At 43.5% G+C, this 20,700-nt stretch carries 32 protein-coding genes; 21 read left to right on the top strand and 11 right to left on the bottom strand.

Annotated features, from left to right (window positions below; all coding sequences use genetic code 11):
- Positions 1 to 5: 5 nt before the first annotated feature.
- Positions 6 to 461 (bottom strand): glycosyl-4,4'-diaponeurosporenoate acyltransferase CrtO family protein, encoded by a 456-nt coding sequence (locus tag COP04_RS17305; protein ID WP_100489741.1) that lies wholly within the window; start codon positions 459 to 461, stop codon positions 6 to 8.
- Positions 462 to 1,044: 583 nt separating this feature from the next.
- On the opposite strand from COP04_RS17305, the gene COP04_RS17300 reads away from it, so the two are divergent.
- Complete coding sequence (locus COP04_RS17300) at positions 1,045 to 1,632, top strand: NUDIX domain-containing protein (protein WP_100489164.1); 588 nt, start codon at positions 1,045 to 1,047, stop codon at positions 1,630 to 1,632.
- A 201-nt stretch (positions 1,633 to 1,833) separates the two neighbouring features.
- Here the strand turns inward: COP04_RS17300 and COP04_RS17295 are convergent, their stop codons facing one another.
- The gene (locus COP04_RS17295; RefSeq protein WP_239985012.1) at positions 1,834 to 3,351 is read right to left on the bottom strand and encodes an AMP-binding protein; all 1,518 of its coding nucleotides are present in this window, start codon (positions 3,349 to 3,351) and stop codon (positions 1,834 to 1,836) included.
- A 222-nt stretch (positions 3,352 to 3,573) separates the two neighbouring features.
- Between COP04_RS17295 and COP04_RS17290 the strand changes: the two genes are divergently transcribed.
- From COP04_RS17290 to COP04_RS17270, 6 genes are all read left to right on the top strand, one after another.
- Positions 3,574 to 3,831, top strand: a complete 258-nt coding sequence (locus COP04_RS17290) for a type II toxin-antitoxin system RelE/ParE family toxin (protein WP_157800363.1) — start codon at positions 3,574 to 3,576, stop codon at positions 3,829 to 3,831.
- Positions 3,801 to 3,887: a hypothetical protein gene (locus tag COP04_RS20835; RefSeq protein ID WP_420852797.1), complete on the top strand. Its 87-nt coding sequence runs from the start codon at positions 3,801 to 3,803 to the stop codon at positions 3,885 to 3,887. Before COP04_RS17290 ends, COP04_RS20835 begins: the two co-directional genes overlap by 31 nt.
- 377 nt (positions 3,888 to 4,264) lie before the next feature.
- Complete coding sequence (locus tag COP04_RS17285; protein ID WP_157800362.1) at positions 4,265 to 4,654, top strand: TfoX/Sxy family protein; 390 nt, start codon at positions 4,265 to 4,267, stop codon at positions 4,652 to 4,654.
- A 32-nt stretch (positions 4,655 to 4,686) separates the two neighbouring features.
- Positions 4,687 to 5,223, top strand: a complete 537-nt coding sequence (locus COP04_RS17280) for a CDP-alcohol phosphatidyltransferase family protein (RefSeq protein ID WP_100489161.1) — start codon at positions 4,687 to 4,689, stop codon at positions 5,221 to 5,223.
- 87 nt (positions 5,224 to 5,310) lie between these two features.
- Complete coding sequence (locus COP04_RS17275) at positions 5,311 to 5,625, top strand: YciI family protein (protein WP_100489160.1); 315 nt, start codon at positions 5,311 to 5,313, stop codon at positions 5,623 to 5,625.
- Positions 5,626 to 5,752: 127 nt separating this feature from the next.
- Positions 5,753 to 6,130 carry an iron chaperone gene (locus COP04_RS17270; protein ID WP_100489159.1) on the top strand — a complete coding sequence of 126 codons (378 nt, stop codon included), beginning with the start codon at positions 5,753 to 5,755 and terminating at the stop codon, positions 6,128 to 6,130.
- Positions 6,131 to 6,208: 78 nt separating this feature from the next.
- On the opposite strand, the gene COP04_RS17265 is transcribed toward COP04_RS17270, so the two are convergent.
- Both COP04_RS17265 and COP04_RS17260 read right to left on the bottom strand, forming a co-directional pair.
- Complete coding sequence (locus COP04_RS17265) at positions 6,209 to 6,568, bottom strand: hypothetical protein (protein WP_100489158.1); 360 nt, start codon at positions 6,566 to 6,568, stop codon at positions 6,209 to 6,211.
- A 445-nt stretch (positions 6,569 to 7,013) separates the two neighbouring features.
- The gene (locus tag COP04_RS17260) at positions 7,014 to 7,910 is read right to left on the bottom strand and encodes a GNAT family N-acetyltransferase (RefSeq protein ID WP_100489157.1); all 897 of its coding nucleotides are present in this window, start codon (positions 7,908 to 7,910) and stop codon (positions 7,014 to 7,016) included.
- Between the two features lie 211 nt (positions 7,911 to 8,121).
- Between COP04_RS17260 and COP04_RS17255 the strand changes: the two genes are divergently transcribed.
- Complete coding sequence (locus COP04_RS17255; RefSeq protein ID WP_100489156.1) at positions 8,122 to 8,301, top strand: MarR family transcriptional regulator; 180 nt, start codon at positions 8,122 to 8,124, stop codon at positions 8,299 to 8,301.
- A 210-nt stretch (positions 8,302 to 8,511) separates the two neighbouring features.
- Here the strand turns inward: COP04_RS17255 and COP04_RS17250 are convergent, their stop codons facing one another.
- Positions 8,512 to 8,904, bottom strand: coding sequence for a hypothetical protein (locus COP04_RS17250; protein WP_100489155.1), 393 nt, complete (start codon positions 8,902 to 8,904; stop codon positions 8,512 to 8,514).
- Positions 8,905 to 9,445: 541 nt separating this feature from the next.
- Here COP04_RS17250 and COP04_RS17245 point away from each other — a divergent pair.
- Positions 9,446 to 10,006: a DUF1697 domain-containing protein gene (locus tag COP04_RS17245; protein ID WP_100489154.1), complete on the top strand. Its 561-nt coding sequence runs from the start codon at positions 9,446 to 9,448 to the stop codon at positions 10,004 to 10,006.
- A gap of 100 nt (positions 10,007 to 10,106) precedes the next feature.
- Positions 10,107 to 10,583 (top strand): flavin reductase family protein, encoded by a 477-nt coding sequence (locus COP04_RS17240; protein ID WP_100489153.1) that lies wholly within the window; start codon positions 10,107 to 10,109, stop codon positions 10,581 to 10,583.
- On the opposite strand, the gene COP04_RS17235 is transcribed toward COP04_RS17240, so the two are convergent.
- Positions 10,571 to 10,756 carry a hypothetical protein gene (locus COP04_RS17235; RefSeq protein WP_100489152.1) on the bottom strand — a complete coding sequence of 62 codons (186 nt, stop codon included), beginning with the start codon at positions 10,754 to 10,756 and terminating at the stop codon, positions 10,571 to 10,573. The two genes, COP04_RS17240 and COP04_RS17235, sit on opposite strands and share 13 nt — an antisense overlap.
- A gap of 61 nt (positions 10,757 to 10,817) precedes the next feature.
- Between COP04_RS17235 and COP04_RS17230 the strand changes: the two genes are divergently transcribed.
- The 5 genes from COP04_RS17230 (at position 10,818) to COP04_RS17205 (ending at position 14,887) form a co-directional block, all read left to right on the top strand.
- The gene (locus tag COP04_RS17230) at positions 10,818 to 11,864 is read left to right on the top strand and encodes a threonine aldolase family protein (RefSeq protein ID WP_100489151.1); all 1,047 of its coding nucleotides are present in this window, start codon (positions 10,818 to 10,820) and stop codon (positions 11,862 to 11,864) included.
- A 355-nt stretch (positions 11,865 to 12,219) separates the two neighbouring features.
- Positions 12,220 to 12,735, top strand: a complete 516-nt coding sequence (locus COP04_RS17220; RefSeq protein WP_100489149.1) for a GNAT family N-acetyltransferase — start codon at positions 12,220 to 12,222, stop codon at positions 12,733 to 12,735.
- A 14-nt stretch (positions 12,736 to 12,749) separates the two neighbouring features.
- Positions 12,750 to 13,538: a class I SAM-dependent methyltransferase gene (locus tag COP04_RS17215; protein ID WP_100489148.1), complete on the top strand. Its 789-nt coding sequence runs from the start codon at positions 12,750 to 12,752 to the stop codon at positions 13,536 to 13,538.
- 48 nt (positions 13,539 to 13,586) lie between these two features.
- Positions 13,587 to 13,949, top strand: a complete 363-nt coding sequence (locus tag COP04_RS17210) for a VOC family protein (protein ID WP_100489147.1) — start codon at positions 13,587 to 13,589, stop codon at positions 13,947 to 13,949.
- A 107-nt stretch (positions 13,950 to 14,056) separates the two neighbouring features.
- A complete protein-coding gene (locus COP04_RS17205; protein ID WP_239985011.1) occupies positions 14,057 to 14,887 on the top strand; it encodes a phosphotransferase family protein in 831 nt (276 codons plus the stop codon).
- Between the two features lie 270 nt (positions 14,888 to 15,157).
- On the opposite strand, the gene COP04_RS17200 is transcribed toward COP04_RS17205, so the two are convergent.
- From COP04_RS17200 to COP04_RS17190, 3 genes are all read right to left on the bottom strand, one after another.
- On the bottom strand, positions 15,158 to 15,331 hold the full coding sequence (locus tag COP04_RS17200) for a GrpB family protein (protein WP_162297122.1): 174 nt from the start codon (positions 15,329 to 15,331) through the stop codon (positions 15,158 to 15,160).
- Between the two features lie 83 nt (positions 15,332 to 15,414).
- Complete coding sequence (locus tag COP04_RS17195; RefSeq protein WP_100489144.1) at positions 15,415 to 15,912, bottom strand: O-acetyl-ADP-ribose deacetylase; 498 nt, start codon at positions 15,910 to 15,912, stop codon at positions 15,415 to 15,417.
- 260 nt (positions 15,913 to 16,172) lie between these two features.
- A complete protein-coding gene (locus COP04_RS17190; protein ID WP_100489143.1) occupies positions 16,173 to 16,547 on the bottom strand; it encodes a MerR family transcriptional regulator in 375 nt (124 codons plus the stop codon).
- An 84-nt stretch (positions 16,548 to 16,631) separates the two neighbouring features.
- Between COP04_RS17190 and COP04_RS17185 the strand changes: the two genes are divergently transcribed.
- Both COP04_RS17185 and COP04_RS20000 read left to right on the top strand, forming a co-directional pair.
- Entirely contained in the window at positions 16,632 to 17,012 is a 381-nt protein-coding gene (locus tag COP04_RS17185) for a carboxymuconolactone decarboxylase family protein (RefSeq protein ID WP_204988051.1), read from the top strand.
- 461 nt (positions 17,013 to 17,473) lie between these two features.
- Complete coding sequence (locus COP04_RS20000; RefSeq protein WP_162297121.1) at positions 17,474 to 17,686, top strand: hypothetical protein; 213 nt, start codon at positions 17,474 to 17,476, stop codon at positions 17,684 to 17,686.
- A gap of 14 nt (positions 17,687 to 17,700) precedes the next feature.
- Here the strand turns inward: COP04_RS20000 and COP04_RS20555 are convergent, their stop codons facing one another.
- Together COP04_RS20555 and COP04_RS17175 are read right to left on the bottom strand one after the other, a co-directional pair.
- Positions 17,701 to 17,823: a hypothetical protein gene (locus COP04_RS20555; protein ID WP_275656867.1), complete on the bottom strand. Its 123-nt coding sequence runs from the start codon at positions 17,821 to 17,823 to the stop codon at positions 17,701 to 17,703.
- 11 nt (positions 17,824 to 17,834) lie between these two features.
- Positions 17,835 to 18,119 (bottom strand): GntR family transcriptional regulator, encoded by a 285-nt coding sequence (locus COP04_RS17175; protein ID WP_239984926.1) that lies wholly within the window; start codon positions 18,117 to 18,119, stop codon positions 17,835 to 17,837.
- A 171-nt stretch (positions 18,120 to 18,290) separates the two neighbouring features.
- On the opposite strand from COP04_RS17175, the gene COP04_RS17170 reads away from it, so the two are divergent.
- The 4 genes from COP04_RS17170 (at position 18,291) to COP04_RS17155 (ending at position 20,625) form a co-directional block, all read left to right on the top strand.
- Positions 18,291 to 18,716 carry an SRPBCC domain-containing protein gene (locus COP04_RS17170; protein ID WP_100489139.1) on the top strand — a complete coding sequence of 142 codons (426 nt, stop codon included), beginning with the start codon at positions 18,291 to 18,293 and terminating at the stop codon, positions 18,714 to 18,716.
- Between the two features lie 8 nt (positions 18,717 to 18,724).
- Positions 18,725 to 18,934 carry a winged helix-turn-helix domain-containing protein gene (locus COP04_RS17165; protein WP_204988050.1) on the top strand — a complete coding sequence of 70 codons (210 nt, stop codon included), beginning with the start codon at positions 18,725 to 18,727 and terminating at the stop codon, positions 18,932 to 18,934.
- A 164-nt stretch (positions 18,935 to 19,098) separates the two neighbouring features.
- Positions 19,099 to 19,998, top strand: a complete 900-nt coding sequence (locus tag COP04_RS17160; RefSeq protein WP_100489138.1) for a DMT family transporter — start codon at positions 19,099 to 19,101, stop codon at positions 19,996 to 19,998.
- A 147-nt stretch (positions 19,999 to 20,145) separates the two neighbouring features.
- On the top strand, positions 20,146 to 20,625 hold the full coding sequence (locus COP04_RS17155) for a Dps family protein (RefSeq protein WP_100489740.1): 480 nt from the start codon (positions 20,146 to 20,148) through the stop codon (positions 20,623 to 20,625).
- Positions 20,626 to 20,700 lie beyond the last annotated feature (75 nt).

The raw sequence follows: 20,700 nt of genomic DNA, 5'->3' as shown, positions 1-20,700 counted from the left end.
CTCCTTTATATATCCCTATGGAGTGTTTCCAAATCATTGATGACTTTTCTTTCTATATTTGTCTTTTTATTGGCAAGTAGGTTCAAAATTCGTGGCCGGTTATAGCGCTGTATCACAATGTATGGGAGATTTAATACTGCAGCTATGAAAATCATGAGAATCGACATGCCAATACTGCTCCATACTGAAAAAATCAGCGAGCTGAAAATAATGCACCAGTGGACAAGTTCAGCGCGGCAGGTTTCCAAAGCAAATCTGACTAAATAATCCGGGCTGTATTGCATCATTTGTTTTTTTGAAAAAAGGAAGGATAAAAAATTGCTGAGCTCCGGTAATTGATTCTTCCACTTTTTCACACCAAAATACCACTGATAAATTTGTCCGTTTTTTTCCCAACTCCTCACTCTGAAAAGCCAACTGTCATAATGGAATATGGATATGGGAAGCTTTATCGATATCATCGTGTTTATAATAGAGATGATCAAAAAAACAAATAAGTTATTAATCAATGCAATGAGTTTCAAAATGCCTGTCACTCTTTTCTTTTTCAAAATAAAAAAATGAAGGGCAACAAATGAGCCACGGGACGATATAAAATTCAATGCATTTCGTACAACTGTACCTATACAACAGAGACAGTGGATTCATGAATGACAAGAGTGACCATAGAACAGTGCAGATCGTGGAAGTGGGCTCGGATGCCAAGTTCATCAATTAAGTTCATACAATTGCTTAAGCAGGAACAGGGCAGGTATTATTTCGGAGAAATGGTCACACTGGCTCAATTGTCTTATCTGTTTCGATGTAAACCCTGTGGCAGCTTATATGGCACGAACCGTTGATCCATACAGGACATACGAAAAATGACGGCTGACATCACATAAGTGATTTGAATCCCATCCATTTTACACTATAAATGATTTGTCATTGATATTCAATTTTGACTGAATTTTAAAAGAAGTAAATTTTAGAGGCATTAAAGAAGCAGCGCTCTGCTTTGCTGAAAAAAAGGAGACGGGCGATGATCATTTCGGGAGGTTACCAATGATGGAAATTTGGGACATTTATGATCGAGACAGAGCTTTAGTCCACAAAACAATGCGTCGGGGCGACGCGTTCGAGCACGGGGCATATCATTTGGTCGTTCACATATGTATTTTTAATGCGGCCGGCGACCTGCTGATTCAGCAGAGACAGCCGTTTAAAAGCGGATGGTCGGGCATGTGGGATGTTACTGTCGGAGGGAGCGCCGTATCCGGTGAGACGAGCTGTTCCGCGGCTGAACGGGAAGCTTTTGAAGAGCTCGGATATAAGATTGATCTGGCCAATATCCGCCCGTCGCTGACCGTGAACTTTGAAAACGGCTTTGATGACTTTTATCTTGTGGAAGGCGATATGGATACCAGCGGATTGAAGCTGCAATACAAAGAAGTACAGCAAGTCAGATGGACCTCAAAAAGCGACATTTTCTCGATGATTGACAGTCAAGTATTTATACCCTATCACAAAAGCCTGATCGAATTACTGTTCGACATGCGAAAACAGATGGGCGCACACCAGAGTGAAGATCGGTTGAATTTAGAACGCATACAAAAACAACTGGATCATATTACTAAAAATGAACCCTATTAAAGTCTGTTCAAAAAGGCGACGAAGTTCCGAGGACCTGAGAAACAAGCGGGTAGGGAGATTCGCCGCTGATCATTCGATGACTTTTTGAACAACGTCTATTAAATAAAATAAGTTGATTCGTTTACTCAAAAGAATAACAAAATGCCCATCCGCCGAAAGTTCAGGACTTTCACGGATGAGCAGATGGACAATCATAAAAATTCAGTTGTTCTTTGCCAGGTTTTCCAATGCCCAGTAATTCGGTTTCCCGCTGCCTAACAGCGGGACTTCTTCCACGTATTTAATGTCCGAGGGCATATAGAGTAATGACATTTTCTTGCTCTTGATAAACTTTTTGAAGTCTCTCGATGAAACCTTGGACTTTGTTGTAAACATGATGATCTGTTCGCCTTTTCGCGTATCTGGTATACTCACAACGTAAAAAACGGACTCGCCAAAGCACTCGAGTGCTAATTCCTCAACTTTATTCAGTGAGATCATTTCGCCGGCAATTTTCGCAAACCGTTTGAGACGGCCAATGATCCGGATATATCCGTCCTTATCGATTTCCGCGATATCGCCGGTATTGTACCATTCCCCGCAGGGCACAAACCCTTTTCCGTGAATTAAGTAACCCTTCATGACGTTCGGCCCTTTGAGCAGAAGATTTCCGCCTTCCTGAACGCCTTCCACCCTGGCAATCTTTGCTTCCATTAATGGGATCAGTCTGCCCACCGTTCCCTCTTTATAATGCTCGTGCGTATTGAGCGAGATGATCGGCGACGTCTCCGTTGCCCCGTAACCTTGAAGAATCGTAATTCCAAACTTATCCCGGTAGAGTTCCATAACGTCTTTCTGCAGCTTTTCTCCGCCAGCCACGACAATTCTTAACGTTTGGAGCTGTTCTTTCGTGGCAAATTTAGCGTAATTCTCAAAGAAAGTGTTTGTCGCAACAAAAAGTGTGCTCTTATCTTTTTCAATCACTTTTGGAATTTCTTTATAATGAAGCGGAGAAGGATACAAGAATACTTTCACATTTCCGACAAGCGGAAGTATGGCACCCACCGTCATACCGAACGAATGAAAGAGTGGCAGCGGATTGAAAATCCGATCAGTATCCCAGATTTCGATATGGGCAAATACTTGCTGAATATCGGCGTAAATGTTCCGATGGGTTAGAATAACGCCCTTTGGTTTGGATTCTGTTCCGGATGTGAACAAGATCACTTCTGATGAATCTCTTTTTTTAAAACGCGATACCCGCGATTCGATCAATCCGGATATTTTGTGAAGGGCAGATATTCCGTCCCGCAAATCCTCAAGATAAACGATTTTAACCTGCTTCTCCATCTCTTCGATGGTATAACCGAGATCGGCTACCTTCACGAATTCTCTCGATGTAATCACCGTTTTCAAGGAAGCCGTCTCGATACAGTCGATAATGTTCTGCGTTCCCATCGTAAAATTTAAAATGCACGGCTGCTGTTCATTCTTAAACAGCGAGAACAGTGCGATGACATGCGCCACCACATTCGGTAAAAAAAGACCCACCTTTTCCTCGTTTTTGACGGCTTCATGAATCTTTTTACTCATGATATTGACAGCAATTAAAAACCGATTATAGGTTAACGAGCTATTTACATCCTCAATAATCACTTTTTTAGGATGCAACTTAGCCTGTTTCACCATTTCATCAAATAAATTTACATTATTCGGTATCTGCAACGCCAAAACTTTCACTCCCAAATAAAACATTCAGTTTTTGTTTATAACATTTATAGATAAAAAAAGCAAGGACACCCCCGGTTTTTACTCGTAGTATATATTTAATTTGTTTCCGTTAATACAACTGAGAATAGTGAACACATCAGTATACGGAAAAAGATGCACAATAGTGTCATAAAAAGGGGAAACAGTTTTGACCGGCGCATCTCATCTGCAGCTGCAAGATGAATTGACTGAATGAGTTCATACAAATTGTTGATGACTAAGCTTGCGGTGAATGATTTACATGAGATTTCAGAGTATATCGCAAAAGAATTGAGGGAACCGAAGACTGCTCGGAAGCTGGTTGGTAAAATCAAAGAAACCGTGATGGAGTTATCTGAGATGCCGGAGCGTTACGCGTTCGTGGCGGATCAATACCTTTCTCCCGGGGAATTTGTCAGTCACCGGCTGGCCGTTACGTCGTGTTTTGTCTTATTGACGAAGAGGAGTTAACAGTTATTGTAGTCAGGATTTTGTACGGCAAGCGGAATTGGGGGCAATTGCTGTGATCTAAAGAAGTGTGGGAAGATAAGGATTGTGGGCACACATATTGCTGTTATTTGTTTGTTTTTATCGGTATGGACAGAACAGGCTTTATATCTTGCACATTTTTTATGGAAAACGTGATGGTATGAGGATTTTGTTTGGAAATCTGGAAAGTGAGAGCAAGTAATATTCGAGAATTAAATACATCTACGATTTCGGCGGCCGATACGGTTATGATGAATTTTTAACAGCAATTTCTGATTCCCAACATCCGGAGCATGAGGTATGATCAAATGGGGCAGCATGCAAGGGTATAGTGATTTTGACATTGAGCGTGTGAACAGACAGCTTAAATAGGCGCTATAAAAGGCTGACGTTTTTTGGAAAGGAGATCATGCATATGGACTGGGAGAAAGCGGATCAGAATTTAGGCGAATACTTGGAGACGCTCGTTGCGGGCTACGCATGTAAAAAGAAGATGATGTTTGGGGCTGCCGTCTTTTTTGTGAATGGCAACATGTGGACTGGTGTGAAAGGCAAGATCGTCTTCCTTAGATTATCGGAAAAAGACTGCACCGCGATTCAGGCCGAAAGTGATGAAATCAGGTCCTTTGAGCCTGCGCCGGGCCGATTTATGAAAGAATACGTTGAGGTCCCGGAAAGTAAACTGGCCGGTTACACATTTACCCATAAATGGCTGGACATTTCCTATTCATATGTAAAAAGCCTTCCTCCTAAGTTAAAAAAAGAGAAAAATTCTCTATCAAAGAAAAACAAGAAACAGAATTAGCTGGTCTCATATCATCGTAAAAAGAGGAAACCATGAAGCACATTCCCAATATGCTCACAATCAGCAGAATGATATTTGTGATCTCGATGCTTTTCTTTTATAAAAATCCGTGGATTTTTGCGGTGCTGTATACGGCTGCGGTGCTGAGTGACGTGCTTGACGGTTTGATTGCCCGCAGGACACATGCCCAAACCCCTTTTGGAGCGAGACTCGATTCCTTTGCTGATCTGTTAATGTACGGGATCATCGTCATGCTGATCTTTTATTGGGTGGGAGATTTGCTTGCACCAGGTATTCCCCTGATTGCTATCATTGCCGGGGTGAGGATTATCAGCATCCTCATCGCGGCAGCCAAATTCCATACCTTTGTCAGTCTGCATACATGGGGTAACAAGCTCACTGGAATCCTGATCTTCCTGGCACCCATTGTTTTTATAATTTCAAAAAGTATCTCCTTTTTCTGGTTTGTCGGTCTGATCGCCCTTCTGTCCGCAATTGAGGAGGGACTAATCCATTTGATGAGTGATTCAGTGAATGAAAACCGGCGCAGCATCTTTCTGAGCGATTAATTGTTTTGGCATACATAGGGTTCTTTAACCATATATAAGAGACCGTTTTTTTGATCGATTAAACTATAGACTCCAGAGGTAAACCAAATGACCGGCGACAAGAAACAGTTTATCTACGTTTTGCGATTAATTCCATTGTTACTGGATGAGTCAAACTGGACAAAAAGGGAAGAAGATATAGCAGACAGGCATTTCGCACGTTTGCAGAAGCTGCAGGATGAGGGGAAGCTCATTTTAGCCGGCAAAACCTTGGGGATTGATGAAAAAACCTTTGGCATCGTCATTCTGGAGGCTGATTCAGATAAAGAAGCGCTGGAACTGATGCGGACCAATCCGGCTGTTGCGGAGGGAATCATGACAGCGGAATTATTTCCTTACACAGTCGCATTAATGAAGCACTAGTAGATCGTTTCGTAAATAACATTAACATACAGCCATTAGCTCAATCCTGACTTATTTTGTCTGTCTACGTACACATTATTTGAATCAGTCTTACTAGAATGAACACATACCCGCGGAGGTGAGTTTTATGGAAAAAAAGAAAAATCCTGACACAATCGACGCGTACATCGCTGCTTTCCCGGCAGACGTGCAGGAGAAATTGAAAAGTTTGCGAGCCTTCATTCAACAGATCGTACCTGGTGCGAAAGAAAAGGTAAGTTATCAGATGCCTACCTTCACTTTGAATGGCAGAAATCTGGTGCATTTTGCTGCGTTTAAAAAGCACATCGGATTTTATCCGGGCGCGAGCGGGATTGCAGCTTTTGAAAAAGAACTGTCCGCTTATGAAACGTCTAAAGGGACCGTGAGATTTCCTTTTGAAGAGCCTGTTCCTTTGGATTTAATCAGTAAAATCGTGAAATTCAGGGCGGAGGAGAATATGGGAAAATACGGATCAAAGAATTGATGAACACTAAGAACGATCTACAAAAGTAACGGACGCCTCTCTTGAATCTACGAGGCTGATTTAACGAAAATCCCCTGATCAAGAAGGGCGTCCATCCCCGGGCTGATAGTGGGCAACGGAAATCGAGCCTCCGATAATGAAAAGAATGCCCGGTACAACATAGGGGGAAAAGATAAATACGCCACCAATCATAATTGTATAGATTGCCCACCACAGCTGGTTGCCGCTTAGCATGAATGCTCCGATCCAGGTGAAAACGAGAGCGGCAGCAGTGATCATATTTACAGTGATCAGGAATACTGGAATCAAATGACTTCCATAGGTATCCGGTGCCGGAATGAGGCACACGACGATCATGAGCAGGAGCATAACGAACCATATTATTGACGCTAAAATATTCCCGATTAACGACAGGACAAACTCTGTTTTACGCTTCATCATAAATCATCCTAAGTGTAAATTTGCAGGCGGACAGAAATCAGCCGCTTCTTTCATGATGAACATCCTTCTATTCATTAATTTCCGGCCTCTTATAAAATACTACAAAATCGAAGAAAAAGCAGAAATTTGTAATATTTACGTTCATCATAGGTTGTTTCGGAAGTGAACATTATTTGTTACAACGACCGATCAGGTGATGATCAATCACTTAAAACCAAAAAGCAACGCTGACTTCCGAATCATTTCTTTAATCATCAGTTTTGGCTGCCGAAAGATTCATGGTCTTCATACCATTCTTGTTCAAATGCGTTGTCCGGTTCAAGAATGATTACCTGATATCGCTATCATGTTTCTCTTGATGGAAAGAGTTTTTCGCTCTATTCGGCAGCTTCTGAAAATTTCTGCCACAGTTTTTACCCGCCAGTCCCCTTTGCCCGAATCGCTATTTCAGATCATACGTATACGCGGCGACTTCCTCAACTTCCTTAAAACCTTCATGTTTATAGAGCATTTTTGCCCGTTCATTTTCACCGTTGACGCAGAGAACAGTCCGGGTATAGCCGTGCTGTTTCGCGTAGTTGATCGAAGCTCTGAGCATCATGCGGCCGAGCCCGCGTCCCTGATACTCAGGGATAATAGCCAGTGGCCCAATGCACATGATCGGCACGTTGTCATACTCGTCATCCAGCCCCTGCACGATGCCAACCGGTTGATCTCCGTCATAAAGGATTAAGGCTCCGTTTTCCAGATAGTCGGAAGCAAGCGTTCTTTCATGGATCATTTCCTCCGTCATCGGTGTCTCACTGCCCGGCAAATGTGCAAAAGCTTCGTTGCGCACCGCGCACCAGATGGATTCATCTTTCCCCGGGATCATCGGCCGGATCGTGTAACCCTCGGGAAGACTCAGTGGATATTCTGATATATTCTCTTTGACGAGTAAGAAGGAATAACGCCAGATTTTCAAATCCAGTTTTTCCACAATACTCAGCATCTCTTGATTCACCAATGGGACAAAGACAAAAAGATTGTCCATGCCCTGAGCGTGTTTCGCAGCGATCTGCAGCAGGGCCCGGTAATCTGCTGCGTCACTGGTTTCAGTATGGAATATTCTGAAACGGATTTTCTTTCCCGCCCGGTGATAGTCATCCATGATCAATGAGGCCGCTCCTCTGATATTTCCCGCCCCATCCGTGAGAATGCAGGTCGGGTTCTCGTCACCCGGCACAAATTTTTCAAGATCTTCATCGTATAGATACGAGTTGTCCACGTCGCTACGGTGCTTCATACAATAGTTCACAAAATCTTTGATTTTTTCTTTTTCCAGCATTTTTACGTTCATTTATTCCGCCACCTGTCCACCACTCATTAACAAGCGCTTTGCTATAACGATCATTCAAGTGTTTGCCGATCAATCGAACAAAGGACTCAAAGCCATCTTACATGATATTCAGTACAAGTGCTAACATATGACGGCTTGAAAGTGGACAGTGATTTTGTATAATAAATGTGAGAAAAAAGTACCGTGAAAATTAAAGAGGGAGAGGATACACATGGCAAGCTATGACGCAGTTCTTGATTTTTTCACCAAGGCTGATGAACCGGCTAATGCAGGCAAAGTGGCGGAAGCAACGGGCATCGATAAAAAAGAAGTTAATAAAATCATGACCAAGCTGAAAAAAGAGGAAAAGATAGTTTCTCCAAAGCGTTGCTACTGGGAATTAAAAAAATAACGACTTAGATATCCGTATTCGATGGGCAATATCACCCCAAATTTTTTATTCCAACTGTGTCGAATAAAAACGAACTTAAAGGAGCCGGAGTGAAAATATTTTTACTCCGGCTCCTTTACTATTAAAAAAAATAGTATAGCTTCTCATACAAAACAAAAACAATCGTTTTTTTTACGGTTAAGTTAAAGAACGTGATGATAAACTGCCTGATTACTCCTGTGTGGCCAGCTCTTTTTTCCTTTCTGCATTTGTCCTGCCGGCAATGGCAGCCGCTATTAGCCCGGCAACGGCCAGAATCAGGGCTACGATGTTAGCGATCAGGCCGTATATGGTGGTTTGAAAGTTTCGGGTTCTTCTCATACTTCCAAACTGCCTGAAGCGCTGTCCGCCGCCTTGAAAATTGCCGTTGCCGCCAAACTGGGATTGGCTGCTGCCCCCTGAAGTATTGTTAACGCCTGAAAAGCCGTTTGGCATATTCTGTGCGAGAGACCTTTGCTGCTGGCCTGCCTGAACATACATATAAATACCTGTTGCCGATTCAATGAGTAAGCCGATTGATACAATGACGCCTAACCAAAAATTGATCCGATTGATACGTTGCATGACTTTTGTTTCTCCTTTCAAGCCCACCTGGGTTCACTGAATTTTATTTTAGGGGACAATTCTTAAAGAATGATTAAAAAATGGAAGGCATCTTAATAAACATCTCGGATAAAAATATCCGGGATGTTTCCTTAAAGAGGGTGTTCAATTTCCAAAAGCGGGATTTAGATCCACCGTCTTTAGACGGTGTCCGCTTGTAGAAAAGGGAGGAGTTTCTCAAACCCGGGTGGATGTCTATCAGAAGTATACGCATTCAGACAGCTATGACCGCTGAAACCAAGAAAAGTAAATCTGAAATCAGAAAAATCCGCTGCAGTTCGAATGGTTCGTGATCTATTGAAGAAAGAGGAGCCCTGAAAGTTTATCAGAAGGCCGGAAGCCGGTTTGAAAATCAGGGCTATGAAAGTTGTCAGCATCAGCAAATGCAAGATTGATCACTCAGCGTTTAATGGTGAACTCATGAAGAAATTGGAAAAGATAGTGGAAGTCAGTCTATAAACGAGTATATTTTTAATAGATGAATGAGAGAAGGGGATTACGGATGAACATTTACATCGCTCTGCTGCGGGGAATCAACGTGGGCGGGAAGAACAAAATCAAAATGGCTGATTTAAGGGAATCGCTGACTGAATCAGGCCTTGAACATGTACGGACCTATATTCAGAGCGGAAATGTTCTCTTTCAGTCATCAGAAACAGAACCCAAGCTGAATGATCTTATCGAGAAGAAGATTGAAAAAGATTTTGGATTTCCTGTCCCGGTTATTCTGAGGACGGCCGATGAACTTAAGGCTATAAGCCGCAACTGTCCGTTTTCAAAAGACGAAGTTGAGGCGGCAGAAACGACTTCTATAGGCGAGAGCCTTTATGTTTCCGTGATGTCGGACAAGCCATCGGCGGAGAAAGCGGATGCTCTCAAAGCTTTGGACATGGGAGATGATCAATATCAGATTGTTGGCCGCGATGTCTATCTCTTATTTCATCACAGTATCCGGAATGCCAGGCTCTCGGCCAATATCCAGAAGCTTGGAGCTCCTTCAACGGTACGCAACTGGAAAACGCTGACCAAGCTCGTTCTTCTGGCAGATGAAATGCCGGAATGAATGTGCAGACGTTCCAGACTGGATTTCCTCTGAAAAAATGCTCTATAATAATTTTGTGGCAAATATGTGAACGACTAATTATGGGAAAGAGGAATCAGAAATGGATGCTAAAGAAAAAAAGATAGCTCTGCGCGGCATTACGTATGGCTTGTATCTCGTTGGAACCAAGGATGATAGTGGCGTGAACGCCTTTGCCGGGAACTGGCTCACCCAAACGTCATTTGAACCGCCGATGGTTGCACTCGCGGCTAAGGCAGGCACGCGTTCCCAGCAGCAGATCGCTGCCAGCGGCGTGTTCAGCGTCAATGTTCTTGAATCCGGCCAGAAGGACATGGTTACCGCGTTTTTCCGTGCGCTGGAACCGGAGGGAAATACGCTTGCCGGGTACGCATTTGAAAACGGGGAAACCGGCTGTCCTGTTTTTGAGGATGCCATCAGTTTTTTTGAATGCAAAGTCGTTGAAAAAGTGGAAAAAGGCGACCACTTCATCTACATCGGCGAAGTGATCAACGCCGGCGTGCATCGTGAAGGCGACCCGCTGACTATGAAAGAAACCGGATTTTATTATGGCGGCTGATTGATCGCTCCTCGCTGCGGGAACCGAACGGAATGAACTTCGAACTCGCCTGAAAAAATGCGCGGACTGGCACAAACCGGGCCGGAGCGACACTTGGCCAGGATGATAAAACGATCTGAATCGCGCAGTACTTGCACGCTGCCTGGCACAACTTTTCCGGAATTTCCGAACATCTTTTAATCTTTTGTTTTAAAATGAAGGGGTAGGGTAAAACAGCTGAGATGGGGGAAGAGAATGTACAGCTTTAAGAATGATTACAGTGAAGGCACGCATCCGAGAATTCTGGAGGCGTTGATGGAGACAAACCTGGAGCAGGAAGAAGGATATGGGGAAGACCAATATTCATTAAAAGCCGCGGATTTGCTGAAAAAAAAGATTGGGCGGACTGATGTTGACGTTCATTTTCTGTCTGGCGGGACGCAGGTTAATATGACAGCTATCGCTACGTTTCTAAGGCCGCATGAAGCCGCGGTCGCAGCGAAAACCGGTCACATCAATGTGCACGAAACCGGCGCCATCGAAGCTACCGGCCACAAAGTGGTTGTCGCTGAATCCGACCAGGATGGAAAGCTGACTCCGGAAGCGATTCAGAAGGTACTTGACATCCATGAGGACGAGCACATGGTCAAACCCAAGCTTGTCTACATATCTGACACGACGGAAGTCGGTGCCAATTATACAAAAAAAGAACTGGAAGATCTGAAAACATTCTGCGGCGAACATCACCTGATCCTGTATCTGGATGGAGCCCGGCTCGGTTCGGCGCTTACTGCTAAAGGAAATGATCTGAAACTGGAGGACCTTCCGCAGCTGACAGACGCGTTTTATATCGGTGGCACAAAAAATGGCGCACTGATCGGTGAAGCACTTGTTATCAGCCGGCAGTCGCTGAAAGAAGATTTTCGCTATGCCATGAAGCAAAAAGGCGCCATGCTTGCCAAAGGAAGACTGCTCGGCATCCAGTTTCTCGAACTGTTCCGGGATAATCTGTATTTTGACCTTGCCTCACATGCCAATCGGATGGCGGACAAGCTGAGAGAAGGCATCGGCGAAGCTGGATTCGGTTTTCTAACCCACTCAACCTCCAATCAGATTTTTCCGATCCTGCCCAATTCACTAATCGCTGAACTTCAACAAAAATACGCATTTTTTATTTGGGCGAAGGCGGATGAGGACCACTCTTCCATTCGCTTGGTCACTTCGTGGGCAACAAAGGAAGAAAAAGTAAACGAGCTTATTGACGATGTGAAAAAGAGTTTGAAAAGCAGTGCGCGTAACTAATCGCGTTTCCACAGAGCAAAAAACGGGAATCCGCTTTACTATGAGATGGCGGGATCCCGTTTTTTGCTTTTAACAGGCTGTTTTCCATCTTCCTTTTGGATTACGCATGTGACTTGTTTCAGACCGCTATTGATTAATACGGATACGAAAAACCAGCTGGCGAAGATCTGGGCAATCTTTAAATCGGACTCGAAGACCGGCGTGTCCCCGAATGCATGCAGGGTCAGACTATTGCTTTTTTGCATTTCAGCGTTTTTCCCGGTTTTTTATGGTATTCTGAAAACATGTTGTGACGGCATAGATGGTTCCTAATACCGGACACGGAAGGTACTTGGCGAGAAAGAAGTTGGCTAAAATGAGAAATTATTTTTTAAAAACTGAGCGTCTCGGATTTTCGCATTGGCAGAATCAGGACACGGATCTGGCAGGTTCTCTTTGGGGAGAACCAACTGTGACAAAATTTATTTCTGCAAACGGCCGGTTTTCCAAAGAACAGATTAAAAATCGTTTGATCCAGGAGATTACTACGGATGAACAGTATCGCGTGCAATACTGGCCGGTGTTCGAACTCCATTCAGGAGAACATATCGGGTGCTGCGGCCTGCATCCCTATGACTCTGAAAGTAAAATTTATGAAATTGGCTACCATCTGAAAAGCAGGTACTGGGGCAAAGGCTATGCAACGGAAGCTGCCGGTGCAGTGATTCGTTATGCTTTTGATACACTGGAAGCGGATAATCTGTTTGCGGGCCATCATCCGGACAACACAGCTTCCAGAAATGTATTGCAGAAGTTAGGTTTTACCTATTCACATGATGTGTTTTACGAACCAACAGGTTTAAATCATCCGTCATATTTTTATAAAAGTTGAGAGGATGTCATATCATGGAAGATGTTAAGAAGCAATATCAGGATGCATCGAACCTGAATATTCGGATCAGAATGCATCAACAGTACAGCACGAATAAAAGAGACTGGCATGAATGGCTTTTTGAGCAGTACCAAATCGAAATGGGCAGCAGAATTCTTGAACTGGGATGCGGGGACGGTACGTTTTGGAAAAAAAACAGGGACTGTGTACCTGATAGCTGGATGATCACATTATCGGACTTTTCTTCAGGCATGCTGGCGGATACGCAGCAGACTATGGGCGAGGCGCCAAACATCAGTTACAGAAAAATTGATATTCAGAATATACCCTATGAAGATAATCAGTTTGACGTTGTCATCGTCAATCATATGCTTTATCATGTTCCGGACAGGCAGCGGGCTATCCAGGAAGTCCGCAGGGTATTGAAACCGCAAGGTGTTTTTTACGCGTCAACCATTGGAGAAAAACATATGATGGAACTCAATATATTGTTGAAAGGTTTTGATCCGGCTCTTGGTGATGTCCTGACGAATGTTCAGGCAGCGGCGTTCGGCCTCGAAAATGGTGCAGAACAGCTGGCACCTTATTTTCGTTATGTACAGTTAAAAGCATTCCCCGGAGGACTGCGAATTGATGATATGCATGCGATTGCCGATTATATTTTGTCCTCAGGTACGGAAATAAAGAAAATCATGACCGGCGCGAAGCTCGAAGATTTTATTCAATACCTTGAGGAAGAAAAAGAGAAGCAGGGTGGGTGGATTCACATCACCAAAGCGACAGGTTTGTTTGAAGCAAGGTAACATCCTACTGGAAGAAATTGAACAATGGCACAAGGAGGCCGGATCTCTGTGGCACTAGAGTTAAATTTAAATTCAATGTACATATGTGTAAAAGACATGGACAGAGCCATACATTTTTACGAAAAGTTTCTAGATCAGGAAGTCAGTGAAAAAGACAAGATTTTCAGCACATTCAATTTTGAACATAATAGGCTATGTCTCTTTTATAATACAGGGGTTCATGAAAAACACGTTTGGGGAAATAACTGTTTGCCAAGTTTTCAAGTGAATGATATGGACTTGCTTGTTAAACGAATTCATGAACTGGGAGCGCCAATCGTTTTCCCGCTGACCAAAATCGGAAACAGTCTGGTCTTAGAATTTAAAGACAGTGAAGGAAATGACATAGAGGTATACTGCAAACAAATTTGATGTCCGGCATAATGCGTGCACTTACAAGCGGCAAACGAAATCTATAGATTTAGAAAGAATAAGCTGTGCCGATATCAAGTTAAAAAGGGGATACAGCCGTGCAAACCATGTTATTAGATAATAAAATCGGGCAGGGAAAGACAGCGGAAATCTTTGATATCGGTGACAACAGAGTTGTGAAATTATTTTATAAAACCATCCCTCTGCAGTGGGCAGAACATGAATGGCAGATTAACAGAACGCTTTGTCAAGAAGGTTTTCCCGTTGCAAAAGTTTATGATTTGATGGAGCATGAAGGGCGTAAAGGTATTATTTATGAAAGAATTGTGGGGGAACCTCTTCTGCAAAGAGTCGTTCGAAATCCTTGGAAGGTACGCAGAATCGGCCGGATGATGGCGGAGCTTCATCTGCAGATACATAGAAAAACGGATTGTGATTTGCCACTGATTAAAGACGATTTAAGTCAGCGCATTCTGCACACAGATTTGCTGGATGATGACATTAAGGGTCTATTGCTTGACTTTCTCCGTGAGCTTCCAAGTGAATCGGTCCTGTGTCATGGAGATTTTCATCCTGATAATATCATTCTATCGAAAGACAAAGTATTCATTATTGACTGGATGACTGCTACCAAAGGAAGCTCCTGCGCCGATGTTGCCAGGACAGCATTGCTTTTGAATTTAGCTGAATTACCAGCGGACATCCCAGCCATTTTAAAGGTATTGATGAAATTTATGCGAAGCCAGATACGGCATGCCTACATGAAACGCTATATCCAATTAACAGACTGTTCCATAACAGACATTCAACAATGGGAAGCGCCGGTAGCCGCGGCGCGTTTAGTCGAACGGTTATCCATATCAGAAAGACAGGCAATCATTCGGTTGATTGAGAGGAAGCGGAGCTACATGGAAAAGATTACAGCATCTAAGTCTTGAGCTCTAAACACTTAACATATTCACAACCCTGTAATGGCTTTTCAATTTTGAAGCTGCGTTTGAGATGAACGAAAACTGAACCGAATTAAGAAGAATTTGAACCAAATCGAGTTAGAATTGAACCGAGAGCGTAAAAATTTGATCGAACAAGGTAAATTCTCTCTGAATACAGCTAATGAAGCAATACGGCGGGCCCGCCAGGCCGACCAACACCCTGTTGGATGCCGCACATTGGATCGTTGAAAAATTTTGTTATCCTGCCCCAGTTATTTAAAAGACAGGCATCATATCAATAATCGGTTTAGCCTTTAAACCGGGTACAGAAGTGCTCCCGATGTGAAAAATATTGATTAACTCATTTCTTAAAATCACCATGATCTGATTCGATTCATTAATATATTGCTGCTCCCACTCATCACTATGATCGACTACTTCTATATACAATGAAAGTCCGCCCTTCTTTCTCATCTATGGATTATAGCTGATGAAATCTAAGAGGCACATCCATAAACTCTATATCATTTTTCTTATGCTTCTTCATAAGCCGCCTTGGTCACTTCATCAAAACAGATCATCTGTACCTGTTCGACATGAGCAGAGTGTGCCAAAAAATCATGAATCGCCTGAACGGCAATTACAGATGCCTTGTCTAAAGGAAAATGGTAAACACCTGTGCTGATTGAAGGAAACGCGACAGTCCGGCAGCCATGTTCCTCTGCCAGCTTCAGACTATTCACGTAGCTGTTTCTCAACAAATCAGCCTCATGATGACCGCCGCCCTGCCAGATCGGGCCGGGGGTATGGATGACATACTTGGCGGGCAGGCGGTAGCCCTTGGTGATTTTCGCCTCTCCGGTCGCGCACCCGTGCAATGTCCAGCATTCTGTCAGAAGTTCCGGCCCTGCCGCGCGGTGAATGGCTCCGTCGACACCACCTCCGCCGAGCAGCGTCGTATTTGCGGCATTGACGATCGCGTCTGCTTTAACTGTTGTAATGTCACCGAGGATAATATCGAATGATTTCATGAACCACGCCTCCGGTAAAATCGTTATATCAATTATAAAGCAGCCAGACAGATCATGTTTGATTTGGCTAGCAGGCAATAATGGCCTTCAGATCAAAATAAAACCGGAGATCAGTTAATTCCTGCCTCAAAGGAAGCGGCTGGATTCAATGTTTTTAACCTTACATTTATTTCTTCTCTACAAACTTAACTATAATTCAGATGAATGGCAATTATGATGGCAGCGCGTCCGACAAGGAGGTTAGGTTTTCTCAATTAAAATCATTCTTCTTTTTCATAAACAAAAATTGCTTTTTCATACGTTTTAATCTTTTCATCCAAATGCTCCACATTATCTTCAAGCTTCTTTTTTTCTTCAAGCATCAACAAGCGATGAGATTGAAGCATTTTCAACCTTTCCCGCAAAGTCGAATCGCCTGCATACCTCAACTTTGCATATTTCTTTATTTCCCGAATGGGCATGGCTGTTTCTTTAAGCCTTAAAATAAAGTCAATCCAGATCTTGTCTTTGTCTGTATACCTCCGTCTGTTATTTTCATCTCTCGCTGGAAAGATTAACTTTTCTTCTTCATAGTATCGAAGCGTGTAAATACTCAACCCAGTTATATTAGAAAAGTCCCCGATAGAATACGACATGAAAACAACTCCCGGCGTTTATTTGACATCGAGTACACTCTAGCATCTACACTTTCATTGTACCAAAAAAGGGAGATGAAAGATTTGGGAAAAAGTCGTTACGAAACAGGTTTTGAAAAATTGTCGGAAGTAGATGGTGAACAAGGGAACAAGGTTGTACAGTCATTGAAAGATATTGCACCGGATCTGGGGAAATTTATTATCGAATTTGCCTTTGGCGATATTTATACCCGACCGGTTTTAGATCTAAAACAGCGTGAATGCATCACACTTAGCAGTCTGGTTTCATTAGGCGGAACGGAAAATCAACTGCGTGTGCATATTAATGGAGCATTGAATGTGGGTGTGGCTCCGAAAGAGGTCGCTGAGGTGTTTATCCAGTGTATTCCATACGTAGGTTTTCCCAGGGTGTTAAACGCAGTGGCCGTAGCAAAAGAAGTTTTTAAAGACAGAAGCATCATTTAAAAGAAAACCAAATTGATATTGAGGTTACTAAAAGAGCAACTCATCAGTTAAAATAATGAAGTGAGTTGCTTTTCTTATTGTGCGTTTCCTATTATGATACCGATGTACTGCGACATGAATTTAACCAAATCGGACAATCTGCACGCAGTGGGACGTCTGAAGCTAATTAAAATATAGGCAATGAAGTTGGTCCAATTCTAATAAGACAGCCAAACAGCCAAACATCACAGTCTGTATCAGTGAACTAAGCAGCATCGAATTCACGGTGGTATAACAATCGCATCCACTTTAATCTTTTATCGCCAAGATTAATATTCAATGATTTCACGGAGACCGCCTCCGGAAAATGATTACTTCTATCATAGCGCATTGAGGCGAATCAGGCATAACTTATAAAAACACGATCTGCTTTGAGAGGAGAGCAGATCGTGCTTTTATTTCCTCAGAGGAGTTTTTTCTCAATGTCATCAAACAAATTCCTCCGTATTCAAATGGATTCCGATTTCGATCGCGAGCGCAGGAACAGAGTTTTCTTGCTTGCTCTTAATGGACTTGTCCACAATCAGCTTATTGCCGCTGATCAAAATCGAATGGTAAAGCACTCTCACATCGTTGAACGGATGGCCATCTATCAGTTCAATCGAATCACTTCTGTTTGTGAACAGCTCATTTAAATTCACTCATCTTTTTAATCAAAGCAATAATGAATCTTCTGATAGGACGTACGCAGATCGATAACCTTTTTCTTAATTTCGTCAGTTGTTTGCTGATCTTTCAGGACAGAGACAATGAGATCGGCGATCGTATCCATTTCAGCTTCCTTCATGCCCAATCGTGCAGCACGGCGACGACAGTAAAGGCATTTTTGGCTTCTTCGCTGCTGATATGGGTGACACGTGTCAGTGAGCCGGGAATCGATTCAATCAGGCCATCATCCTCCAGCTGTTTAATCGCTTCCCTTACTGGTGCTCGGCTGACGCCGAAGTTTTGAGCCAGTTCCATATCGCTGATTCGTTCGCCGGGTTTAAAAACCATTTCCACAATCGCTTTCTTGAGTTCAATATAGATTTTTTCACTTAAAGACTGACGATCAATTTTTTTTATCATGTTGTTCACCATGAAACCAATATATCACATATTTTTCTGAAAGAAAACAATAAATTCAGATATTTCTATTAATTAATTGGACTATCCAATAAAGTGCACCCAACAAGTCGCACATTAATTTTATATATGCTACCTTTTAGTTGCATATATAAAGGAGAGGGAGGAATCGGAATGTCTGAAAATCGGATTGAGAGGGATCTATTCATTGAAGCACCACTGCAGAAAGTGTGGGACTTAGTCAGCAGGCCGGCGTGGTGGGTCGGCGAAGAAGGGCCGGATCACGTTGAGATTGATGGAAATCGAGTGGTCGCCACATGCAAGTACGGGGATTTCCCGGTGCTGACAGAGAAAGTCGATGCTCCGACCTATCTTACCTGCCGCTGGGCCAGCTCTTATCCGGGAGAGGAACCAAAAGAAGGCAACTCCACTTTGGTAGAATTCAGCTTGGCACCGGAAAAAGGCGGGACGCGGCTGCGCGTTGTTGAGACTGGCTTTGCACATCTTGAAGCATCCGAGAAAGAACGTCAGAAATTCTATAACGACAATAATCAAGGCTGGGCGCAGATGCTGGACTTCATCAATCATCAGGCGAAGTAGGTTCCGCTATGGACAGAGAGAATGGTAACGTTGATAAAGTTCTGGTGGCGCTGGCCAATCCGGCGCACCGCGGGAGTTTAAACGAAATAGCGGTGAAAGGTCAGGTGACGGCAACGACCCTGGCGGATCGGGTCATGATCTCCCGTCAGGTAGTGGTCAAACATCTGGATGTGTTGAAAGGTCACGGGAAGGCACATCGGGCGGGAAGTGCGCTATAACGTTCTTCCGGAGCAACTGGCTGTCACTGCCGCGTGAATGAAGGATTTGTCCAGGCAATGGGGCCGCCTGGTATCCATCAAACGACTTGCGGAAGGTAAAAAGGATTGACGCATCATACATTGTCGTTTAGATTGAGAAGAGATCATATTAAAGGGTGCTGTTCATGAGTATAAAAGATTTTCTGATACTGAATTTACTTGCTGCTTTGTGGGGCTGCTCCTTTTTATTTATGCGCGTCGCGTCCCCGGTGCTGGGTCCCTTCCTTCTCATCGATCTGAGGGTTCTCATTGCCGGTCTTGTCCTTCTACTCTATGCATGGGCGATCCACCAGCTTCAGGATTACCGAAAAAAATGGAAGCAATACATTGTCCTTGGGGTGATCAACGCGGCGATCCCTTTCACGTTGATTGCCGCATCGGAGCTTTATCTCACGGCTTCCGTATCCTCCATTCTTAACGCGACGACACCGCTGTTTGCCCTGATTATGGCGAGGATCTTTCTGGGTGAGGGACTGTCTTTGAAAAAAGTTGCCGGGATCCTGCTTGGCATTGCAGGCGTTGGCATCCTCGTCGGCTGGGGACACATGGGCCAGTCGGTCATGGTGCTGCTCTCAGTTCTCTTTTCGCTCCTCGCCTCACTCAGCTACGGCGTTGCCGGTGTTTATATCAAAAGGCGCTTTACCGGTGAACCTTCGCTGACTCTGACAATCGGCCAGCAGCTGGCCGCGGGGCTTGTTCTTATTCCGTTCAGCCTGCCTTACTCCGGACGCATTCCATTCATGGGTACCGGGATTTTGACGGCTGTTCTGAGCCTGGCAATCCTGTGCACGTCCTTTGCCTACCTGCTTTTTTTCTATCTGATTAAAAATGTCGGTCCGACAAAAACGCTGAGTGTGACGCTTCTTGTTTCCATGTATGGCGTTCTGTGGGGTGCACTGTTTCTTGGTGAACGGCTGTCGTTTGGAACCTTCATCGGGCTCGTGATCATCCTGAGCAGTATCACAATGATCACCGAAGTGAAGATTGGGGCAGGGTTCATTCATCGATTAAAAAGGTCCCGTTGAGGCACGCCTTATTCAGAGTAATTCATTGGACAGAGTCAGTGTTCAAAATCGATTTGAATAAGGCTTTCAGGTAGACAAAGAGACTAGATCAAATTATTGTTAAGTAATAATTATAATTCAAATCAATGAGGAGTGGAACTTTTGATCATGACACAAAGCAAAACAACGAAAACATTTCTGAATCAACAGGTAGCAAATTATGGACTGTTTTATACGAAACTCCATCAATTTCATTGGTATGTAAAAGGACATAACTTCTTCACGCTTCATGAAAAATTTGAAGAGTTATACGACCAAGTCACGCTTATTCTTGACGATATCGCCGAACGTCTCCTTCAAAATAACGGTCAGCCTTATTCAACGCTGCAGGAATTTTTTGAACATGCGACATTGAAGGAAAGACCGTACACAAAGGCAATGACCGAAGACGAAATGGTACAGACGGTGATCGATGATCTTGTCACTCTGAGAGACGAACTCGTTGAAGGGATCAAACTGACGGATGAAGAGGGTGACGATGTCACGAACGACATGTTGATTGCAACGAAGAGCAAGTTGGATAAAGAGCTGTGGTTCTTCAGCTCATTTCTTGGTAAAGATCAAGTCCCTCAGACAAACGCTGACTAAGAAGGAATGATAAAAAGCGGAGTGCCACAGGCACTCCGCTTTTTTTATACTATAAGAAAGTATAAAATTTTAGCG

This window comes from Sporolactobacillus pectinivorans (genome assembly GCF_002802965.1).
Classification (GTDB): Bacteria; Bacillota; Bacilli; order Bacillales; family Sporolactobacillaceae; genus Sporolactobacillus; species Sporolactobacillus pectinivorans.
This window is presented reverse-complemented; position numbering and strand designations above follow the sequence as displayed.